The organism is Acinetobacter sp. YH01007, from assembly GCF_013420425.1.
GTDB classification, from domain to species: domain Bacteria; phylum Pseudomonadota; class Gammaproteobacteria; order Pseudomonadales; family Moraxellaceae; genus Acinetobacter; species Acinetobacter towneri.
The window spans coordinates 35,784-54,878 of record NZ_VOYC01000015.1 but is presented as its reverse complement, the minus strand read 5'-3'; the positions used below and the strand labels follow the sequence as shown (position 1 = coordinate 54,878).

The 19,095-nt window shown below is 40.3% G+C and carries 12 protein-coding genes, 1 tRNA gene and 1 pseudogene; 12 read left to right on the top strand and 2 right to left on the bottom strand.

Going from position 1 to position 19,095, the window contains the following annotated elements; translation table 11 throughout:
• The first annotated feature begins 538 nt into the window (after nucleotides 1–538).
• From FTT74_RS09020 to purL, 10 genes and pseudogenes are all read left to right on the top strand, one after another.
• Nucleotides 539–2,572 (top strand): NADPH-dependent 2,4-dienoyl-CoA reductase, encoded by a 2,034-nt coding sequence (locus tag FTT74_RS09020; protein ID WP_179988926.1) that lies wholly within the window; start codon nucleotides 539–541, stop codon nucleotides 2,570–2,572.
• Between the two features lie 129 nt (nucleotides 2,573–2,701).
• A tRNA-Ser gene (locus tag FTT74_RS09015) sits at nucleotides 2,702–2,791 on the top strand.
• 172 nt (nucleotides 2,792–2,963) lie between these two features.
• Nucleotides 2,964–4,061, top strand: coding sequence for an integrase arm-type DNA-binding domain-containing protein (locus FTT74_RS09010; RefSeq protein ID WP_257221845.1), 1,098 nt, complete (start codon nucleotides 2,964–2,966; stop codon nucleotides 4,059–4,061).
• A gap of 488 nt (nucleotides 4,062–4,549) precedes the next feature.
• The gene (locus FTT74_RS09005) at nucleotides 4,550–5,260 is read left to right on the top strand and encodes a hypothetical protein (RefSeq protein ID WP_179988927.1); all 711 of its coding nucleotides are present in this window, start codon (nucleotides 4,550–4,552) and stop codon (nucleotides 5,258–5,260) included.
• Nucleotides 5,261–5,919: 659 nt separating this feature from the next.
• A complete protein-coding gene (locus tag FTT74_RS09000) occupies nucleotides 5,920–7,491 on the top strand; it encodes a hypothetical protein (RefSeq protein WP_179988928.1) in 1,572 nt (523 codons plus the stop codon).
• Between the two features lie 391 nt (nucleotides 7,492–7,882).
• Nucleotides 7,883–8,371, top strand: coding sequence for a plasmid mobilization relaxosome protein MobC (gene mobC / locus FTT74_RS08995; protein ID WP_179988929.1), 489 nt, complete (start codon nucleotides 7,883–7,885; stop codon nucleotides 8,369–8,371).
• Nucleotides 8,370–9,434 (top strand): annotated as a pseudogene (locus FTT74_RS08990) (type VI secretion IcmF C-terminal domain-containing protein); the annotation flags it as partial. The gene mobC and the pseudogene FTT74_RS08990, both read left to right, overlap by 2 nt.
• Before the next feature lie 37 nt (nucleotides 9,435–9,471).
• Entirely contained in the window at nucleotides 9,472–10,431 is a 960-nt protein-coding gene (gene tagF, locus FTT74_RS08985; RefSeq protein ID WP_179988943.1) for a type VI secretion system-associated protein TagF, read from the top strand.
• 2 nt (nucleotides 10,432–10,433) lie between these two features.
• Entirely contained in the window at nucleotides 10,434–11,201 is a 768-nt protein-coding gene (locus FTT74_RS08980; RefSeq protein ID WP_179988930.1) for an OmpA family protein, read from the top strand.
• A gap of 331 nt (nucleotides 11,202–11,532) precedes the next feature.
• Complete coding sequence (purL, locus tag FTT74_RS08975) at nucleotides 11,533–15,369, top strand: phosphoribosylformylglycinamidine synthase (protein WP_179988931.1); 3,837 nt, start codon at nucleotides 11,533–11,535, stop codon at nucleotides 15,367–15,369.
• 26 nt (nucleotides 15,370–15,395) lie between these two features.
• Here purL and FTT74_RS13920 read toward each other — a convergent pair whose 3' ends face one another.
• Nucleotides 15,396–15,527: a hypothetical protein gene (locus FTT74_RS13920; protein WP_256732322.1), complete on the bottom strand. Its 132-nt coding sequence runs from the start codon at nucleotides 15,525–15,527 to the stop codon at nucleotides 15,396–15,398.
• Between the two features lie 51 nt (nucleotides 15,528–15,578).
• Between FTT74_RS13920 and FTT74_RS08970 the strand changes: the two genes are divergently transcribed.
• A complete protein-coding gene (locus tag FTT74_RS08970) occupies nucleotides 15,579–16,646 on the top strand; it encodes a 4-phosphoerythronate dehydrogenase (RefSeq protein ID WP_179988932.1) in 1,068 nt (355 codons plus the stop codon).
• Nucleotides 16,643–17,623 carry an EF-P lysine aminoacylase EpmA gene (gene epmA, locus FTT74_RS08965; protein ID WP_096902381.1) on the top strand — a complete coding sequence of 327 codons (981 nt, stop codon included), beginning with the start codon at nucleotides 16,643–16,645 and terminating at the stop codon, nucleotides 17,621–17,623. The genes FTT74_RS08970 and epmA overlap by 4 nt, the downstream gene beginning before the upstream one ends.
• A 170-nt stretch (nucleotides 17,624–17,793) precedes the next feature.
• On the opposite strand, the gene FTT74_RS08960 is transcribed toward epmA, so the two are convergent.
• Nucleotides 17,794–19,029: a multifunctional CCA addition/repair protein gene (locus tag FTT74_RS08960; protein ID WP_004972751.1), complete on the bottom strand. Its 1,236-nt coding sequence runs from the start codon at nucleotides 19,027–19,029 to the stop codon at nucleotides 17,794–17,796.
• Nucleotides 19,030–19,095 lie beyond the last annotated feature (66 nt).

The following is a 19,095-nucleotide window of genomic DNA, read 5'->3' as shown; positions in this document are numbered from 1 at the left end:
ACTCTTTAAAATGCTTGTTTTCGTTAAAAAAGCGCATTTGATAAAAAAATCAGGTTCAGGCTTAAATTTTCATTTAGAAATGGCAAACTTGGTATAGATGTTGAAGATCAAAACCTGCAATTGGGATGGTGCAGAATAAAATCACTTTTACTTTTGGGCGGTTTTATATCAAGTTTATATCAAGAATAGTTAGGGTCTATTGCCAAGTTTCATAACGCAATCTGAGAAAGTTTTAGCCACATGAGCAAGAACAAAGCACTGCTTTGTTTGCTGCGCAAGGGGACAAGCATATTTTTTGCTGCTATTGCGTTATGAGTCAGTCATTTAGAATGACTAAATTTCCTGCCTCATGCCTTATATCAGCTAAAAAACCTTGCGAGATATATCTCTCACGTCGCAAACATAGAAGAAGTGTCAACAGACCCTATAAATTGACGTTTGCGCCACACAGTCGAACTTTAGAGTCATAAACAGTTTATAAAAATCGGTTAAAGTATTCATGCAACAAGTTGCAAAGCTCATTATATAAGGACTCATCATGACAACTCGCTATGCAAATATTCTAAAACCATTACATTTAGGATTTACCACCATTAAAAACCGTGTCGTGATGGGTTCAATGCACACGGGTTTGGAAGATCGTTTTTATAATTATCCAAAACTGGCTGCTTATTTTGGCGAACGTGCCAAAGGTGGCGTGGGTTTAATTATTACAGGTGGTATTTCACCTAACCGTCAAGGCTGGTTATTGCCTGCGGGCGGTACTATGAATACATTGGGCGATGTTGCACCACATCGATTAGTGACACATGCCGTACATAAGCATGGTGCGAAAATTTTAATGCAAATTCTGCATTCAGGGCGCTATGGTTATCAACCATTTGTGGTGTCTGCAAGTCCGATTAAATCTCCAATTTCACCATTTAAACCACGTAAAATGAGTGAAAGACAAATTTTAAATACCATTGAAGATTATGCGAAAACAGCTAGTTTAGCCAAAATGGCAGGCTACGATGGTGTCGAAATTATGGGTTCGGAAGGCTATTTACTGAATCAGTTTTTAAGCCGTCATGTGAATCAGCGTGAAGACCAATGGGGCGGTACGATTGAAAACCGTATGCGTTTTGCTTTAGAAGTAGTCAAAGCCATTCGCGCCGAAGTGGGTGAAAAATTTATTATCTGCTTCCGCTTGTCGATGCTAGATTTAGTCCACGATGGCAATACCATGCACGAAGTGATTACCGTTGCCAAAGCCTTAGAGCATGCGGGTGTGAACTTGCTCAATACAGGGATTGGCTGGCATGAAGCGCGCATTCCAACCATCGTGACTTCTGTGCCACGCGCAGCTTTTGTTGATTACACCGCAGAAGTGAAAAAACACGTTGAGATTCCTGTAATTGCATCCAACCGTATTAATATGCCTGATACTGCAGAAGAAATATTGGCAGCGGGTAAAGCTGATATGATTCAAATGGCACGACCATTGTTGGCAGATGCGTTTTGGGTCAATAAAACTGCGACCAATCGTGTCAATGAAATTAACACCTGTATTGCCTGTAACCAAGCGTGTTTAGATCATACCTTTAAAAATCAGCGTGCGACTTGTTTGGTCAATCCGCGTGCAGCCTATGAAACTGAATTGGTCTATGAAAAAACCAAGCAACCGAAGCGTATTGCAGTTGTCGGTGGTGGTGTTGCGGGAATGTCTGCTGCTACAGTTGCTGCTAGTCGTGGGCACCATGTGACTTTATTTGAAGCCAGCAACGAAGTGGGCGGTCAATTCAACTTGGCAAAAGTCGTGCCGGGCAAAGAAGAATTTCACGAAACCATTCGCTACTTTAAAGTGCAAATTGAAAAAACTGGGGTCGATTTGCGTTTAAATACCAAAGTCAACCGCGAGCAACTCGAACGTGAAGGTTTTGATGAAGTGGTCATTGCAACAGGTGTAGTACCACGTGCTTTAAAAATTGAAGGCAGCGATGCACCGCAAGTATTGTCTTATGCAGAAGTATTACGTGGTGCACCTGTTGGACAAAAAGTCGCTGTGATTGGTGCAGGCGGTATCGGTTTTGATGTGTCGGAGTTTTTACTGAAACCTGAACATCAGCCACAACCGCAGCCTTTGGCAGATTGGCAGCGTGAGTGGGGAGTCGATCCGAATCCTAACTATGTGACTGAAGGTGGTATGCTTGCTCCAGAAGTTCATCCCCCAGTCCGTGAAATTTATTTATTGCAACGTAAGACGACAGCTTTAGGTGCAGGTTTGGGTAAAACTTCAGGATGGGTACATCGTGCACAGTTGAAAAAACATGCGGTGCGTATGCTACGTGGTGTGCAATATAAAGCCATCAGCAATGAAGGCTTGTGGGTTGAAATGGCAGGTCAAGACCAATTGTTACGTGTAGATAGCATTGTAGTCTGTGCAGGGCAGGAGTCGGTTAAAGATTTAATGCCTGCGGCAGATGAAAATACTTTGGCTAACTATCATATTATTGGTGGTGCAAAGCTTGCTGCAGAGTTAGATGCAAAACGTGCGATTCGTGAAGGGGCTGAATTGGCTGCTAAACTTTAAAAAGTGAGGTGGCTATGCTGTTGTTTTGATGAACTTTAGCGCTGATTTGGTGAAACAATATTCACTTGAGTGCTTGAGTGGTATTTTTTACTTGTCATCAAATCAAAAGCTTCGTATCATGGCCCACATGGAAGCGTGGCAGAGCGGTTTAATGCACCGGTCTTGAAAACCGACGAGGGCGCGAGTCCTCCGTGAGTTCGAATCTCACCGCTTCCGCCAAACAATACTTTCCAGCGTTGCTTAACGCGCTATAAGCGATTGATTATAGTGGTTAAAGTTGGAATGTAACAGTACGACGCACGTTGACACTTGACGTAAATCGACAGTTATAAAGTAGTAAAAAATGTAGTAAGTTAAAACTTACTACATTTTTTTTTGCGTGGTTTTTACAATGGCACGTACTCAAAATAAGCTCACAGCGCTACAAATTAAAAAACTTAAGGCTGATCCGCAAAAGAGTATAAAGATAGGGGATGGTGGGAACCTGTATTTTCGTATTGATCCGAATGGAAGTCGGTATTGGATATTTAATTATACTCGCCCATATACGAGCAAGCGTAATGAAATGTCACTAGGCACATATCCTGAGATGTCCTTGGAAGAAGCTCGTAAAGTTCGAGATGAATACAAAGTGCTCATTCAAAAGGGTATTGATCCAGCAGCACAACGTTTGCAACATAAACACCAGCGCAAACATGAGCTAGATCATACTTTTCAGGTGATCGCAGGAAAGTGGCTTGAAAAAAGAGCGGTAGAAAAGAAAGAAGATAGTGAAACGATTCGTCGTTTAAATCATGATGTCTTGCCATTTATTGCAAACTTAACCTTTGATCAATTAACTTTGGAGGTGCTAGAAGATCGGGTATTTCAGCCTATTCTCGAGAGGAAAGCATACGCTGTTGCAAAAAGGTTGAAGTCAGACTTAAATCAAATCTTCAAATTTGCTCGAAAAAGAAAACTCATTACTTATAATCCGATTGAGGATATTGAACTCCCATCACCACCAAAGAAAAATCATGCCGCAATTGTTGAACCACGTGAGTTAGCTTTACTTGTTAAGGCTGTATGGGGCTACGGTGAACTACATCCTAGAAGTTTAATTACGACCCAAATTTCAATAAAAAAGTCTCCGACAAACCCGGTACGGTTCAGTATTACCCAAACCAATAAGAGTGAGTATGCACATGAGTTGGAGCTCGCTAATGGTCAAATCATTTATGTAAAACGTTTGAAAGACAGTAGACCAAGTAAAAAATGGGTTTCAAGGTTGATGATTCACCCAGAGCTCGAAAAATATAGAAATACGCTGAAAATTGAGCGTGTGGATTTGAACTTTAACATCGAAGATAACATGAGTACTGCGTATAAAACTTTTCCAGTGTCCCCTTTGTCTAAAGCAGAAATAACGCCAAGTCGATATGGAATCGGAGTGAATTTCAGGACTACTCAAACATTAGAGGAATTTGTAAAAATTTTGTCTAGTATCTGAAAAATGGAGCCTAATGGCTCCATTTTTTTTGGTAGATTGGGGTTAACGGTGCTAGCGAAAATTTAACTATGAGATGGTTATTAGTCCAATATTTTTTAAAGCGTAAGTAAGGTTCATCACAGGTAAAGTGGTTATTTATCAAAATTTGTATTTGTAGCTTTAATATAGGTAGTATTGAACAATATCTTTTTTAGGAAAAAATATGGAAGTTAAAGCTAAATCACTGCATGGACATGAGAAAGTATTGAGTATTCATCATGTTATTGAGCACAGTGAAGGTTTCTATGTCGCTAAGGATACTGATGGGAATGTACTGTTATATGAATGCGGAAGTCCTATAAAGTTTAATGTTGCCATCTCGACAAGGGATGGGTTTACTAGACGGCGTACAATACACTTACCAAGTGGAAGGTTATTTAAATAAATGATCTAAATTGTGGTCTGATTTGATTGTTTGAATTAATATCCCCCTAAATTTAGGGGGATTTATGAGTAAAAAAACTTTAGAAGTAAAGGTGCAGATGCTTATTTTTGGGGCTCTATTTTTTGCTTTTTTTGTATTTGGACTAGGTGCATTTTTACTAAGTGACGGGCCAATATTTGACCCTCAAAAAACTTATAATTTAATGGTTGATACCTTGACTTTAACGGCTTATTTTCTTGCACCAACTACTGCAATAGTACTTTTTAGTGATTGGCGTGAGCAACATGTAGAGAAGTTATTAGAAGAAGAAAGTTCAGAAATTTACGATAAAATTTGTCAGTTATTAAACGCATTCCAGCAATATTTATTTGATGTCCAGGATGTTGATTCATTAAATAAGAATTCAATTGGATCAACAGAGGATTCGTCCTTTACATCTTTGCTTGATCAAGTGGATGCTATTAAAATGAAGACTTTGCATTTAAGCAAACGTAGTTATAAAGCTGAACAATTTACTTCTACAGCTACAATAATTTTAAATGGATTAACACAAGTAATAATGGAGGTTAGTATTATGGGGGGCTTTAAAGAAAAGCTATCCAATCCTAAAAAATATAATTATGAATATACAGATGAAACAGACGATGAATTTATTGAAAGAATGCAACTTAATTATGATGGAATGTATGAACAAATAACCAATGATTTACCTAATTTGTTTACAAAGAAAAAAGATTTATTTCAACTTGTTAGTGATCTAAAAATAAAAAAATAATCTAGTGTAAATAGTGAATAGTCTGTGATTGTATGGCTTTTAATGTTGAAGAAATTTCTGATGCGTATTTAAATAGTTTCGTTGTAATTAAGCAAGCCTACCTGTAGCTACAAAAATCAATCCTGCGGATTGCTTTTTGGTACGCAACAGGGCTTGTCAGGGGCGACCCCCTGAACCCCAAACATTACTGATAGATTGATTAAATAACCTGAATTCATAATTTTTAAATGTGGAAGAAAAAATACGAATGTGCCTAAATATTCTTTAGAAAACCAAGCATAAAATATAGAAGATTTAGGAACTTGGATCTTTTTATTTTCTGATATATTTTTGATTAATCGATATTTTTTTTGTAAAAAACAAATGACAATTATGACTGTAAAAAACTTGTCGCCAGTTTTTTTTAACTTTTTACATCTCAGTCTTTATGATCAAACCTCAATATAACTTAACAGGTATGTATCATGACTAAGAAATCGACTAGCAATCACAATGCGGATATTAGTAACGCAAATAAGGGAACAAATGGTACTAATCGTACTTACGATCAGAATCAAGGTAACCGAGGCACACAATTAAATCCTCAAGTTAAAAAGTGATAATTCGGCTAGGTATATTCCATATACCTAGTCATAACCTTTATAGAAGTTGAATAAATTATGGACTCTATAGGATTTCCTTCGCAAGGCGATTTGTTAAAGTTTTTTTATAATGCCACTGGTCTTATCCCTACAAAGGGTCAAGATATTTTAGATATTTCCATTAAACCTAAAAGTTTACATAAAAATCTGTCTAGATTAGCCGAAGAAGATGGGTGTAATTTCTTAGAAAATTTTGATAAGTATGCTGAAGAACTATTTTCTTCACTTTCATCTCTTATGGTGGAAAATAACTTAAAAAAAATCCTTGTAAATCCAATGGGTGATTTGTTTAATGGTTATTTGAAGGTTATCTTAAAAGAGCATACTTTTTTAAACAAACAGCAAAATATAGAAAATCTAATTGAAAGATTTATTGTAGACATTGCACGTATATGTTTCCCTTCAGAGATTTTCTATAAATATATGTTGGATGACACGTATGCTGTAGCGCCAGATATATTAAGTTGGTTGAGTAATTCAGAAAAAACTCCGTTGGCACATGCTATGAACTGGATCTATGATTCTGAGGGGGTGTTATATCAAACATTTCATCAATTAGAAGATGTTGATCAAACTGATAAAGATTTGAATAATGTCCAAAATTGGTTATCTGGAAAAGTTCAGTTACCTAGTACATCTCAAATTCTCAGCACTTTCTACAGAGCATTCAAAAAGCACAAAGTTAGTACTCAATTAGCAGACTCGTATACACTGTTTCTTTTACTAGCTAGGTTTTTAACCTACTGCAACCATATGCTGGTATCAACATATGGCGATGCCTTTAAAACAAGATATGTAGATATGTTTATACAGGCTTATTCTGCAGTAAAACGAGACTTCTTTATTTTATCTGGAGAATTTATTAATAAAAATCTAGACTCCATAGACTTAGAGGAAAGGGAAATTTTCTTAGCAGGGCTTTTCATGGTTAATGATGAAATATGTGAGAAGAACCTGATCGAAATGCAGCAAAAATTTACGGTTAGACAATTGCTAGAGTTGTGGATACCTAAAGATAAACCTTATCATTCGGCAACTGTTAAGATACATCGACATTTGGGGCTGACAGCAAAAGCTGAAAAAATAATGAAACCCTTGGAAGTTAATATCGAGAATATGCTCCATGGTTATAAGCTAATTAAAGGATCAGAAACAGACTATGAAGGCTGGTTAGAACAATATTGTAAAATTAATAATGATGTTCTTTGTCCTTGGCTTAAGCATTGGGTAGATGCAGTTAGGTTGTTTAAAAAGCAAGAATACTCTTTAGCACTCTCAAATATGAGAGAAGCTTTTAAAACAATACGGTATACCGCTGCAGATCAAATGATAGCGTTTCTTGAGTCTTATATGATTATTAGCCTCTTGGCAGAAGATGAGAGTGGATGGAAAGACTTCAAGCGAGCTTATAAGTGGGGAGTTTTTATGAATAATTTTGGAGATCTCAAACCTTTTTATATTCTTTCTGAAGAAACCGAAATCAAAACTATATTCAAGGATAAGCTCACAGTAATTTCAAGCTTTGAAAATATAAGAGATTTAAAAACATTAGCTAGGTTGGTTTTTCATTTTCAATACTCAGCTGCTTAATACTTCCTATGTAACGGAATAAAAGGTCTAGAAGGCGCTTGCAATCTAGACCTATTTTTATGCGTATTTATCGACTTTTAAACTCGTTTAATTTTCAGGAGCATTACCCTTGAAGCTATTAGATGCATTTTTTTTTAGGAATAAATTTTAAAAAAATATCTTCGATTTTGATATTTACGATTGTCAAAAAAATTAATTTGCTAAAGTTTCTTTCAGCACTCAGTAATGTTGTTTGTAGCCATGATCTAGAAAAGTGACAAGATCCGTAGCTACAAACAGAAAATGATTCAATGTCTTGTAGCTACACCTCGATCTGTAAATTGCTCCTTGTAGCTACAACCTAAATGAACACATTGCTGACACCACAATAAAAATAACAGCAGGTGGAAGAATGAAACCAGGCAATCGAAACATTGTCAAAAGACTGAGATTCTTAGATCAACAAGCAGAACAGCTTGAACAGTTGCTCGAGTGGAAAGGCATAAGTTTTACCGACCTAGTCCATGCGCTAATTGCGCATGAATATGCAACGAGTCAGCCCTATGTTCCGCGAGACATCGAATCTCAAAATAGTGTTGTCCGTGCAAAAAATGTAGCTACAAAAGTCAGTTGTGTAGCCACATCTTATTGCAAACTTGATCCCGCATTTCTCAGAGAGTTAGGTCGGATCGGGAATAACATCAATCAAATAGCTAAATCCCTGAATATTCTCTGTCTGAGCCAACAGAAACATAAAGCAGACTTTTCATATATCCAATGTCTAGCTGTCTTACAAAATATTCAACAGTTACTCCATCAGCATCTAGATCCTTTACCCATCATTACACGCTCTGAATATCAGGTTGAACGTCGTAAAGAACAGGCTTTACACTGCCGCTAACAATCTCCAAACGGCAGGGGAAATTGGACCAAGTGCAATGGCATTGTTCAAACAAACCATCCATGATCAAAACTCGGTCTTTAATACAACGCAAAAATATGTCGATGAAAAAATGATGGTGGGTTTAAAAGAGGCTGACCAACAATTATTACAAAAACTGTTGATGACACCGCTAACTCAATCTTTTGCAAGTTTAATTGTACCGACACAAGATGAAATTAATAAATTATGGCGTATTCAAGCCTATCAACCGTTTGCAACACATTTAGGTCAGAAATATCCATTTCATTCAGGGGGGACTTTACAGGCAACCAGTCAGGAAATGGGACAAATTTTTGGTGAAACAGGAAGTATTGCTGGCTTTGTCAAAGACACTTTAGATCCGTTGTTGATTCGTCGTGGTTATGTCTTAACTTCAAAAACATGGAAAGATTTAGGCTTAAATTTAAATCCTCAGTTTGTGATGGCATTTCCGCAATATGTTGCGCCAATTCATGGTATGGCAACAGGACGTTTAGATCAGCCTGCAACATCTGCTGTTTCAAATCAATCCAATTTCCAATTTTATCCATTACAGCACCCACAATTTTTATCGTATAGCATCGATATTGATGGTCAGCGAATGCAGTTTGAAAATGGAATTCAACAATGGGTCAACTTTGTGTGGCCCAATCCAGGCGCAATTCCCGGCGTGCGTATTAGTGCACTCGATTTAAAAGGTCAGTCGCATACTATTTTTGAAGCACCGGGCGAATATGGCATTAACCGTTTAATTGATGCTGCACAGCGCAAAGAGCAAAACGGTCACTTTGAAATGACTTGGGTCAGTAAAACGGAACCATCTTTATCTTTAAAAGTGAATTTCCGACTCATTAGCGGACATAGCTCGGGCAATATTGGTTCAAGTCGTGGTTATGTGGGGTTGCAGTTGGTCGATCAAGTCACCACGACCAAAGCACTTCTTGTGGTTGCTGCACAAACGACAGCAATGAGTCCCGCACAAACAGCGGCTACGCAGTCTAAAACTACAATGTCTGCACAAGTGGGAGGCGTTCCGCAATGATCAAGAGAAATAACACTTGGCAAAAGGCGTGGTGGGTATGCAAGCAGTAAAAACCGTACCTTTATATTATGGAAAAATACCTGCCCGTGGTGATTTTATAAAGTCTAAAGGGCAATCGGAACTCATTCAGCAGCTCGATCAGTGGATTAGTAATGCATTGGAACATGCCATGCAGAGCGCAGATTTTAAACAGCGTTATGCAACTTTGCCTGCTTTAGATTTTTTGATTGCCCATCCAGCAGAACCAATGTTTTTAGCTGTTAATTTAAAGGCGAGCCAAGATAGCTCGGGGCGGGCATTTCCAATGCTACTGGGTCAGTTGTTTGAGGTCGGAAATCCCAGTCAAAATTTGTTATTTGCGCCATTTTCTTACAAAGCTATTTGGACTGATTTATTGCAACGCAATCAGGTCTTAAGCAATATCTGTGATCCCAATATGTCATTTGAACTGTTGAATCAATTGCCGAATAGGGTTCAACTTTTGAGTGCAGAAGAATACCAAGACTTTTATGAAAAACACAGCACGCATTCATTGGCACAATTAATGAAAATCAGTGTCAATGACTTGGCTCAGAGTATGATTGGGTTGGGACTTTTACTGCAACCCGTCCTCAAAAATGGCACTCGTCGTTTAAACAAAGTGATGATTTTACCGCTGAATCATCCGCGATATTGCTTTGAAATCGCAGCATTTTGGATGGGCATGATCGGGCGGTTTTTAGGCGCGCATCATACTGAAATTTTGCTGGGGATACTACATTTTGAGGCACCCATTTTGATCATTGATTTTCAGGGGGCTGATGTCATGACGCTGCGCGATCTATTTATTCAAAATATGCAGGGTGAACATTGGGTTTCTTTAATTCAAGCCACTTGGATTGATGCTTATTTAGAACAAAATGCAGGTCTTGCAACATTGGAACAATTACTTTGTCAGCGGCAGTTAAATCTTAACCAAGCATTAAAGCTGTTTAGACAAACTTTTTTAGATGAATAAATATGAAAAATAATCAAAAACGTATTCGCGTAAGTCTACTTATTGGCTTGTGTTTTTTAGTCCAAAGTCATTTGACTTATGCAGCGCCCATTGTTATAGAAGGTGTGGTGCCAAACGAAGCAAGTAAACAAGCCATTTTGGCGAAAATGCAAGCTGTGTATGGTGAATCGCAGGTGTTAGATAAAATTCAAGTCCGTGCAGTTGTTGCACCGAATGGTTGGGATGACTCAGTTTCGCGTATGATTACAGCAGAGTTAAAAAAGATTTCGCAAGGGCAGTTACGTGTGAAAGGGACTCAAGTTGATTTGAAAGGAAAAGTGAATGCTGCTCATCAAATTCAAGCCACGACAGCAAATTTTCAGGCTTTGGTACAGCAGCCTTATCGTTTGAACACACAGCTTTCGGGGAGTCAGTATGAACAAAAAATGCTGGATGCTGCGCTCAAAAACAGGATTGTTGAGTTTGAATCGGGCAGTGCAATTTTGACTGACGTAGGGCAAAAAATTCTGGATGAAATGGCTGTGGCATTGAAGCAAGTTGGCACCAAAAAAGTGAAAATTGTTGGACATACAGACAGTTCGGGCGATGCGCATAAAAATATAGTGTTAAGCCAATCACGTGCAGGCGCGGTAAAAAATTATTTGATCGATAAAGGTATTGCGATAACGCATTTAAGCACCGAAGGTCAAGGTTCTAATCAGCCTGTCGCAGACAATACAACGCCACAAGGACGTAAGAAAAATCGACGTATTGAATTTGAGGTGCTTTGATTAGTTGATATTGAGCAAGGCGGAAGTTGAGCGTTATGTCCTGATCTTTAGAGCATCTGTGTGTAAACAGATGGCATAGAAAATAAAAACAGCATCAATCATTCAGTAATTTCCACAGTGAGAGTGCTTTGTGCAATTTAAAGCACGAATCTTGAATACATTGATCTGAAATAGAGGCTTTAAATCAACATTCGGAAGTTTTACTGCCGAAACGCGCCAAGAAAACCATTTTCCATCTAGCTGATTATGGCATTTCACAGTAGAATATGCGCTCTCTTCAAGTCACATTGTGGCATGGTCCAAAAGATCAGCCCGTGGAGCCAAAATCAGCATGTTTATCGTTGCCGGTGCACCTGCACATTCATCTTTTAAGAAAACTCAACTCTTAAACCGTTTAGCGTCAATGAGTTCTGTTCAATCTTTCGATAGCCAATGGGTTTATTTATTTGACCAAGCGCTCGACGAGCAACAACAGCAATCTGCTTTACAGCTTTTAAACGATGGTGCATCTTTTGAATTACGCCAAGCTGCAAGTGATGAAGTTCAAATTTTAGTGACACCACGTGTGGGCACAATTTCTCCTTGGTCATCAAAAGCAACCGATATTTTTGCCAACTGTAATACGCCTGTACACCGCCTAGAACGCGGTGTTTTGTTTACCTTAAAAGGTATTACAGACGTTTCAAACGAAGTAAAACAAGTATTGCATGACCGCATGACCGAAAGTGTGTTTAACCACATTAACGATGCTGCAGCGTTATTTGTTGAAACTGAACCAAAACCTTTAAATAGCATTGATATTTTGGGTGAAGGCAAAGCGGCATTGGTAAAAGCCAACAGTGAGTTTGGTTTTGCCTTGTCTGATGAAGAAATTGATTATTTAACCGAAGCATTTATCAAGTTAGGCCGTAATCCGCATGACATTGAATTGATGATGTTTGCACAAGCCAACTCTGAGCACTGCCGTCACAAAATCTTTGGTTCTGAATGGACAATTGATGGCGAAGTACAGCCATTGTCATTGTTCCAAATGATCAAAAATACTTATAAAGAATCACCAACAGACGTATTGTCGGCTTACAAAGACAACGCTTCGGTGATTGTTGGTTTTGATACGCAGCGTTTCTATCCGAAAAAAGATGCTGCAACAGGTCACTACGTTTATAAATATAAGAGCCAAGCTGCCCACATTCTTATGAAAGTGGAAACACACAACCACCCAACTGCAATTGCACCATTTGCAGGTGCTGCGACAGGTTCGGGTGGTGAAATCCGTGATGAAGGCGCGACAGGTCGTGGTGGTAAACCAAAAGCAGGTTTAACAGGCTTTACAGTATCGAATTTAAATATTCCTGGTTTTGAACAGCCTTGGGAAGAAAACTATGGCAAGCCTTCACGTATGGCATCGCCATTACAAATTATGATTGAAGGCCCATTGGGCGGTGCAGCGTTTAACAACGAATTTGGTCGTCCTGCGTTAAATGGTTACTTCCGTACTTTCGAGCAAAACGTGAATGGTGAAGTAAAAGGCTTCCATAAACCAATCATGATTGCAGGTGGTTACGGCAACATTCGTCCAGACCATGTCGAAAAAGACCCAATTCAGCCAGGCGATTTATTAATCGTTTTAGGCGGCCCTGCGATGTTGATCGGTTTAGGCGGTGGCGCTGCATCTTCTGTAGATAGCGGAACCATGGGTGAAAACCTTGACTTTGCTTCAGTACAACGTGAAAACCCAGAAATGGAACGTCGTTGCCAAGAAGTAATTGATACGTGCTGGCGTTTGGAAGATGCTAACCCAATCGTATCAGTGCATGACGTGGGTGCAGGTGGTATTTCGAACGCAATGCCTGAGTTGGTGAATGATCACGAACTAGGTGCTGTACTTGATTTGCGTAAGATTCCATCTTTAGAACCAGGCATGTCACCAATGGAAATTTGGTCAAACGAAGCGCAAGAGCGTTATGTATTGGCCATCCGTCCAAGTTCTTTAGAATTATTTGAATCAATCTGTGCGCGTGAGCGTTGTCCGTTTGCAGTATTGGGTGAAGCGACAGAAGCGCGTCATTTAACGGTTGAAGATCCACTGTTCAATAACAAAGCTGTAGATATGCCAATGCAGGTCTTGTTAGGTGGTACGCCACGCATGAGCCGTTCTTATGAAAGCATTGAGCGTCAAGGTGATGATTTTGATGCAGCTCAAGTTACTGATCTGAAAGATGCGATTTACCGTGTCATCAAGAATCCAACTGTTGCTTCTAAATCATTCCTAATCACGATTGGTGACCGTTCAATTACAGGTATGGTTGCACGTGATCAGTTGGTTGGCCCATGGCAGGTGCCTGTTGCAGATGCAGCAGTAACCACTACCAGCTTGCAAGGCTTTACAGGTGAAGCAATGGCGATGGGTGAACGTCCACCTGTAGCTTTATTAAACCCTGCAGCATCTGCGCGTTTGGCAGTGGCAGAATCTATTTCCAATATCATGTCAGCCAAAATTGACCAGATCAGCGACATTAAATTATCTGCAAACTGGATGGCAGCAGCAGGTCAAAAAGGCGAAGACCAAGCTTTGTTTGAAGGTGTAAAAGCCATTGGTATGGAAATGTGTCCTGCGCTAGGAATTGCAATTCCAGTAGGTAAAGACTCATTGTCTATGCGTACCACTTGGAATGACGAAGGTGTTGATAAATCTGTAACTTCACCAATGTCAGGTGTAATTACTGCATTTGCACCAGTGACCGATGTACGTAAAACACTAACCCCTGAATTGAAAAATACCGATTCAGTATTGGTACGTATTGACTTGTCTAAAGGTCAGTTCCGTTTAGGCGGTTCAATTTTAGCGCAAGTGTATAAAGCTATTGGTTCAGTAACACCAGATGTCGATAACTTTGACGAATTCAAAGCATTCTTTGCTTTGGTACAAGACTGGAATAACCGTGGCTTGATTCAAGCTTATCACGACATTGGTGATGGTGGTTTATTGGCAACTGTAACAGAAATGATGTTCGCTTCACGTTTAGGTGTGGCGTTAGAAGATCAATCTGTTGCGGCATTGTTTGCTGAAGAAATTGGTGCAGTACTACAAATCTCTAAAGCAGACTGGGCTAACTTAGCTGCTGAAGTTGCTGCATCTACTTTGAAAGATGCGATTTCGGTAGTCGGTACAGTTAATAGCACAGACCAACTTGCTGTAAATGGCTTGGTGCTTGAACGTGCCGATTTGCAAGCGGCTTGGAGTGAAGTATCACACCAAATCCAGCGTTTACGTGACAACTCAGAAACTGCTGATCAAGAATTTGCTTTGATCACAGACAAAAACCACAAAGGCTTAATTGCTCAACCGACATTTGACTTAAATGAGCCAGTTGAAGCGCCATACATCAACACACGTCGTCCTAACATGGTGATTTTACGTGAACAAGGCGTAAACGGTCATGTAGAAATGGCGGCAGCATTTGACAAAGTCGGCTTTAACACCGTTGACGTACACATGAGTGACTTGCTTGCAGGGCGTGTCGATTTAGACGACTTTGAAGGCTTAGTGGCGTGTGGTGGTTTCTCTTACGGTGACGTATTAGGTGCTGGCGGTGGCTGGGCGAAGTCAGTCTTGTTCAACCCGAAATTACGCGACCAGTTTGAGAAATTCTTTAACCGTCAAGAAACGTTCTCACTGGGTATCTGTAACGGTTGTCAAATGTTGTCACAATTAGCACCACTCATTCCAGGTGCAGAAGCGTGGCCACGTTTCCATCGCAATACTTCAGAAGTGTTTGAAGCGCGTAGCGTTAACGTCCGTGTGGAAAAATCAAACTCTGTATTATTGCAAGATATGGAAGGCTCGATTTTACCAATCGCAGTGGCACATGGTGAAGGTCGCGTCGTTGCACCAGAAGCTAATTTGGCAGCCTTGAACGCAGGCAACCAAGTGATTTTACGTTATGTCGATAGCCACGGAAATGCGACTCAACATTATCCAATGAACCCGAATGGTTCGCCAGAAGGTATTTCAGGCGTAACTTCAAAAGATGGTCGTGCAACAATTATGATGCCGCACCCTGAACGTAATTTCCGTGCGCTTCAACATTCTTGGAAACCTGAAGAATGGACTGAAGATGGTGCATGGTTACGTATGTTCCGCAATGCGCGTAAATTTATTGGTTAAGATTTAACTCGCTTAATCTATAGCAGTCAGCCACCTTCGGGTGGCTGATTTTTTTGCTGTGAATATGCAACTTTTATATAGACGTGCATGTTTCCACCTAAATGAATCGTCGGCTTGCTGTTCAACAATTCTGCATTAATCTCAACAATCATAGTCATCCTAGACAACTCAAGCTATCATAAACAAGCAAACACACATGGGATGGCGTTATGAAAATCATTGCAGATGAAAATCTGGCATATACCGATTATTTCTTTGCAGATTTGGCAGAAATAGAGCACAAGGCTGGACGCCGTCTAACGCATCAAGATGTGCAAGATGCTGATGCGCTGCTAGTTCGTTCCGTCACCCAAGTGAATGCAGCATTGATTCAACAGACCGCGCTTCAATTTATTGGCAGCGCGACCATTGGCACAGACCACCTTGATATCCCAGCCATCGAGCAGCAGGGCATTGCATGGTCAAATGCGGCAGGTTGTAATGCGCAGGCGGTGAGTGAGTATGTGATTACCGCATTGCTTCATCTCGAGCCTGAATTACTACATGCCAATCAAAACTTTAAACTTGGCATTATTGGACTGGGCAATGTCGGCTCGCGCTTGGTCAAAATGGCACAATTATTAGGTTGGGATGTCATCGCATACGATCCATTTGTGCAGTTGCCCAATGTGCAGCAATGTGACTTAGATGCACTATTACAACAGGCAGATGCAATTTCCATTCATGTGCCATTAACAGAAACTGGTGAACATCCTACTCATTATTTAATTAATGCAGCGCGTTTGGCATGTATGAAGCCTCAAGCCATTCTGATTAATTCAGCGCGTGGGCCAGTGGTAGAAGAAGCGGCTTTAATGCAGGATATTCAACATACTCAGCGTTTAGTGGTATTAGATGTTTTTGAATATGAACCTGAAATCTCTGCAGAATTATTAGATTTGCTTGCTTTGGCAACCCCGCATATTGCAGGGTATAGCCTAGAAGGCAAGGCACGCGGCACACAAATGATTTATCAGGCTTTTTGTGAAAATTTTGGTTTAGATGCCACAAAACAATTTGAAACTCAATTGCCAAGCTGCGCGCAATATTTCAAAACCCAAGATTTGAAAAATAGTCTGCATGCACATTTAAGTCAAATTTATGATATTGCACAGGATGATGCCAATTTACGTGCCTGTGTCAAAGCGGGCAAAGTTGAGCAGCAGGCTTTTGATCATTTAAGAAAAACCTATCCTCTGCGTCGTGAATGGGCAGCACACGGAGGCCCGCAAGCATGAGTTCAAATCTCCAATATCAACCAACTTGCGACTTAAACAGCATGCGCGCACGTGCACAATTGTATGCACAAATACGCCAGTTTTTTGCGGAACGTGAAGTACTTGAAGTTGAAACGCCAATTTTGTCACAGGCAGGAGTGACAGATGTGCATTTGGCTTCAGTGCAAGCACAGCGCCATGTGCAGGGCAAATTGCATACGCACTATTTACAGACCTCACCTGAATTTGCCATGAAGCGTTTATTGGCCAGTGGTAGTGGTGCTATTTATCAAATTTGCAAAGTCTTTCGTGATGATGAGCATGGACGTAAACACAACAGCGAATTTACCATGTTGGAATGGTATCGTCCCGAATTTAGCCTGAAAGAGCTTATGTTTGAGGTGACAGATTTACTTAATCTGACGTTAAAACAACGCTTTGGCGAAGTACGTCCAACAGTGTTGAGTTATAAACACGCATTTATGGATCGTTTGGATTTAAATCCTTTACAGGCAAGTCTGCAACAATTGAAAGACTGCTGTCATCGTGTGGGTTTGCATCTGGATTTGGGTGATGACCGTCTAGGCTACATCGACCTATTGTTTTCACATTTTGTAGAACCAAGTTTGGGCTTTGATGCTCCTGTATTTTTAACCGATTTTCCACCTGAATTAGCATCTTTGGCTAAAACCAGAACAGATGATGATGGGGAATTGGTCGCAGCCCGTTTTGAGCTATATATCGAAGGTTTAGAGCTTGCCAATGCCTATGATGAATTGATTGATGCTACTGTGCTGCGTTCCCGTTTTGAAGCCGATAATGCAGAACGCGCACAACTTGGTTTGCATGTGATGCCAATTGATGAATATTTATTGGCTGCGTTACCGAATATGCCTGAATGTTCAGGTATCGCCTTAGGCATAGATCGCTTATTGATGATCGCAACTGAGCAGATGCGTTTAGAGCAAGTGATTAGCTTTCCTGCGCAGCTTGCCTAAAAGCAAAAGACAGTTTCTTATTTCAAGAAGGATTTATTTGAGCTAAAAAGCCGTAGCTTCTATATTTTAGAAGATTACGGCTTTTCGATCAGAAATTTAGGCTGACTTAAATAGGTTAAGAATGATAGATCAAAGAACGCATGTAATGACGTTCTATAGACTTAAATAGCCTAAGCAGTAGCAGCCAAGTGACGTGCCTTTAATTGCTCAATCGCTTTAATGCGTCGTTCAATCAGCATTTCACCAATATCGGGGCCTTGGACATCGGCAGGTAAGTCTTGCGCCTTAATGCTGCGTACCACTTGAATCGCTTCCAAAATATAGCTCGCTTGCGGATAGTCACGATCTTCCAAACCTAAACGCCCACGAGAGTCACATTCACAGGCTTGTACAAAGGCTTCTACACGCTCAGGACGACGCAAGACATCCAAACGCTGTAATAAGCGCCATAACGTGCCAGGCTTTAAGCTCAATGCTTGGTGGCATTTTAAATGCTCTTTACATACAGCAAGTGCAAGTTGTTTGGTATTGGTCGGTACGCGCAGGCGTTCACACACTTCCGTTACAGGTCGAATCCCACGTTCTTCATGCATAATGTGCCGTGGTAATTCATCGGCAGGGGTCAAGGCCTTGCCTAAATCATGCAATAACACTGCAAAGCGTACATCGAGTGAGTAATTGGCACGACAGGCTTGTTGTAGTGACATCATGGTGTGCACACCACTGTCAATTTCAGGGTGATATTCAGGACGCTGTGGAATACCGAATAAAGCATCTAATTCAGGAAATAAAACTTTTAAAGCACCACAGGCACGCAATGTTTCAAAATAAACATCGGCACGTGCTTCCATTAAGGCACGTGAAGTTTCTTTCCATACGCGTTCAGGTGTCAGCGCATGTAACTCACCAGATTCTGCCAACTCTTGCATTAATAACAAGGTTTCAGGTGCAACCACAAAGCCTAAAGCATGATAACGTGCTGCAAAACGAGCAATACGCAGCACCCGTAACGGGTCTTCTACAAAAGCATTGGAAACATGGCGCAGCACTTTATTGCACAGATCTTGCTGTCCACCGTAAGGGTCGTAGACATTGCCATCACTATCCATTGCCATGGCGTTAATGGTTAAATCACGACGGATTAAATCTTCTTCTAAGGTCACGCTTGGGTCGGTATGAAATTCAAAACCGTGATAACCGTGTCCAGATTTGCGCTCAGTGCGAGCAAGTGCATATTCATCTTTGGTTTCAGGATGAAGAAAAACAGGGAAGTCTTTGCCCACAGGTTGAAAGCCTTGAGCCAAAAGTTGTTCGGGCGTTGCGCCAACGACAACATAATCTTTTTCGTGATAGGGATGCCCGAGTAAGTGATCTCGAACTGCACCGCCTACTAAATAAACTTGCATGAAAAAACCTCTATTCTTCAAGCAATCATGCTACAGAATAGAGGTTTTCTCAAGTCTATAATTCTG

What these genes read in the sequence shown, in the direction of transcription:
- FTT74_RS09000 (WP_179988928.1), top strand. Translation starts at nt 5,920, where the DNA reads ATGGACTCTATAGGATTTCCTTCGCAAGGCGATTTGTTAAAGTTTTTT.
- tagF (WP_179988943.1), top strand. Translation starts at nt 9,472, where the DNA reads ATGCAAGCAGTAAAAACCGTACCTTTATATTATGGAAAAATACCTGCC.
- FTT74_RS13920 (WP_256732322.1), bottom strand. Translation starts at nt 15,527, where the DNA reads ATGACTATGATTGTTGAGATTAATGCAGAATTGTTGAACAGCAAGCCG.
- FTT74_RS08970 (WP_179988932.1), top strand. Translation starts at nt 15,579, where the DNA reads ATGAAAATCATTGCAGATGAAAATCTGGCATATACCGATTATTTCTTT.
- epmA (WP_096902381.1), top strand. Translation starts at nt 16,643, where the DNA reads ATGAGTTCAAATCTCCAATATCAACCAACTTGCGACTTAAACAGCATG.
- FTT74_RS09005 (WP_179988927.1), top strand. Translation starts at nt 4,550, where the DNA reads ATGAGTAAAAAAACTTTAGAAGTAAAGGTGCAGATGCTTATTTTTGGG.
- FTT74_RS08980 (WP_179988930.1), top strand. Translation starts at nt 10,434, where the DNA reads ATGAAAAATAATCAAAAACGTATTCGCGTAAGTCTACTTATTGGCTTG.
- FTT74_RS08960 (WP_004972751.1), bottom strand. Translation starts at nt 19,029, where the DNA reads ATGCAAGTTTATTTAGTAGGCGGTGCAGTTCGAGATCACTTACTCGGG.
- FTT74_RS09010 (WP_257221845.1), top strand. Translation starts at nt 2,964, where the DNA reads ATGGCACGTACTCAAAATAAGCTCACAGCGCTACAAATTAAAAAACTT.
- FTT74_RS09020 (WP_179988926.1), top strand. Translation starts at nt 539, where the DNA reads ATGACAACTCGCTATGCAAATATTCTAAAACCATTACATTTAGGATTT.
- mobC (WP_179988929.1), top strand. Translation starts at nt 7,883, where the DNA reads ATGAAACCAGGCAATCGAAACATTGTCAAAAGACTGAGATTCTTAGAT.
- purL (WP_179988931.1), top strand. Translation starts at nt 11,533, where the DNA reads ATGTTTATCGTTGCCGGTGCACCTGCACATTCATCTTTTAAGAAAACT.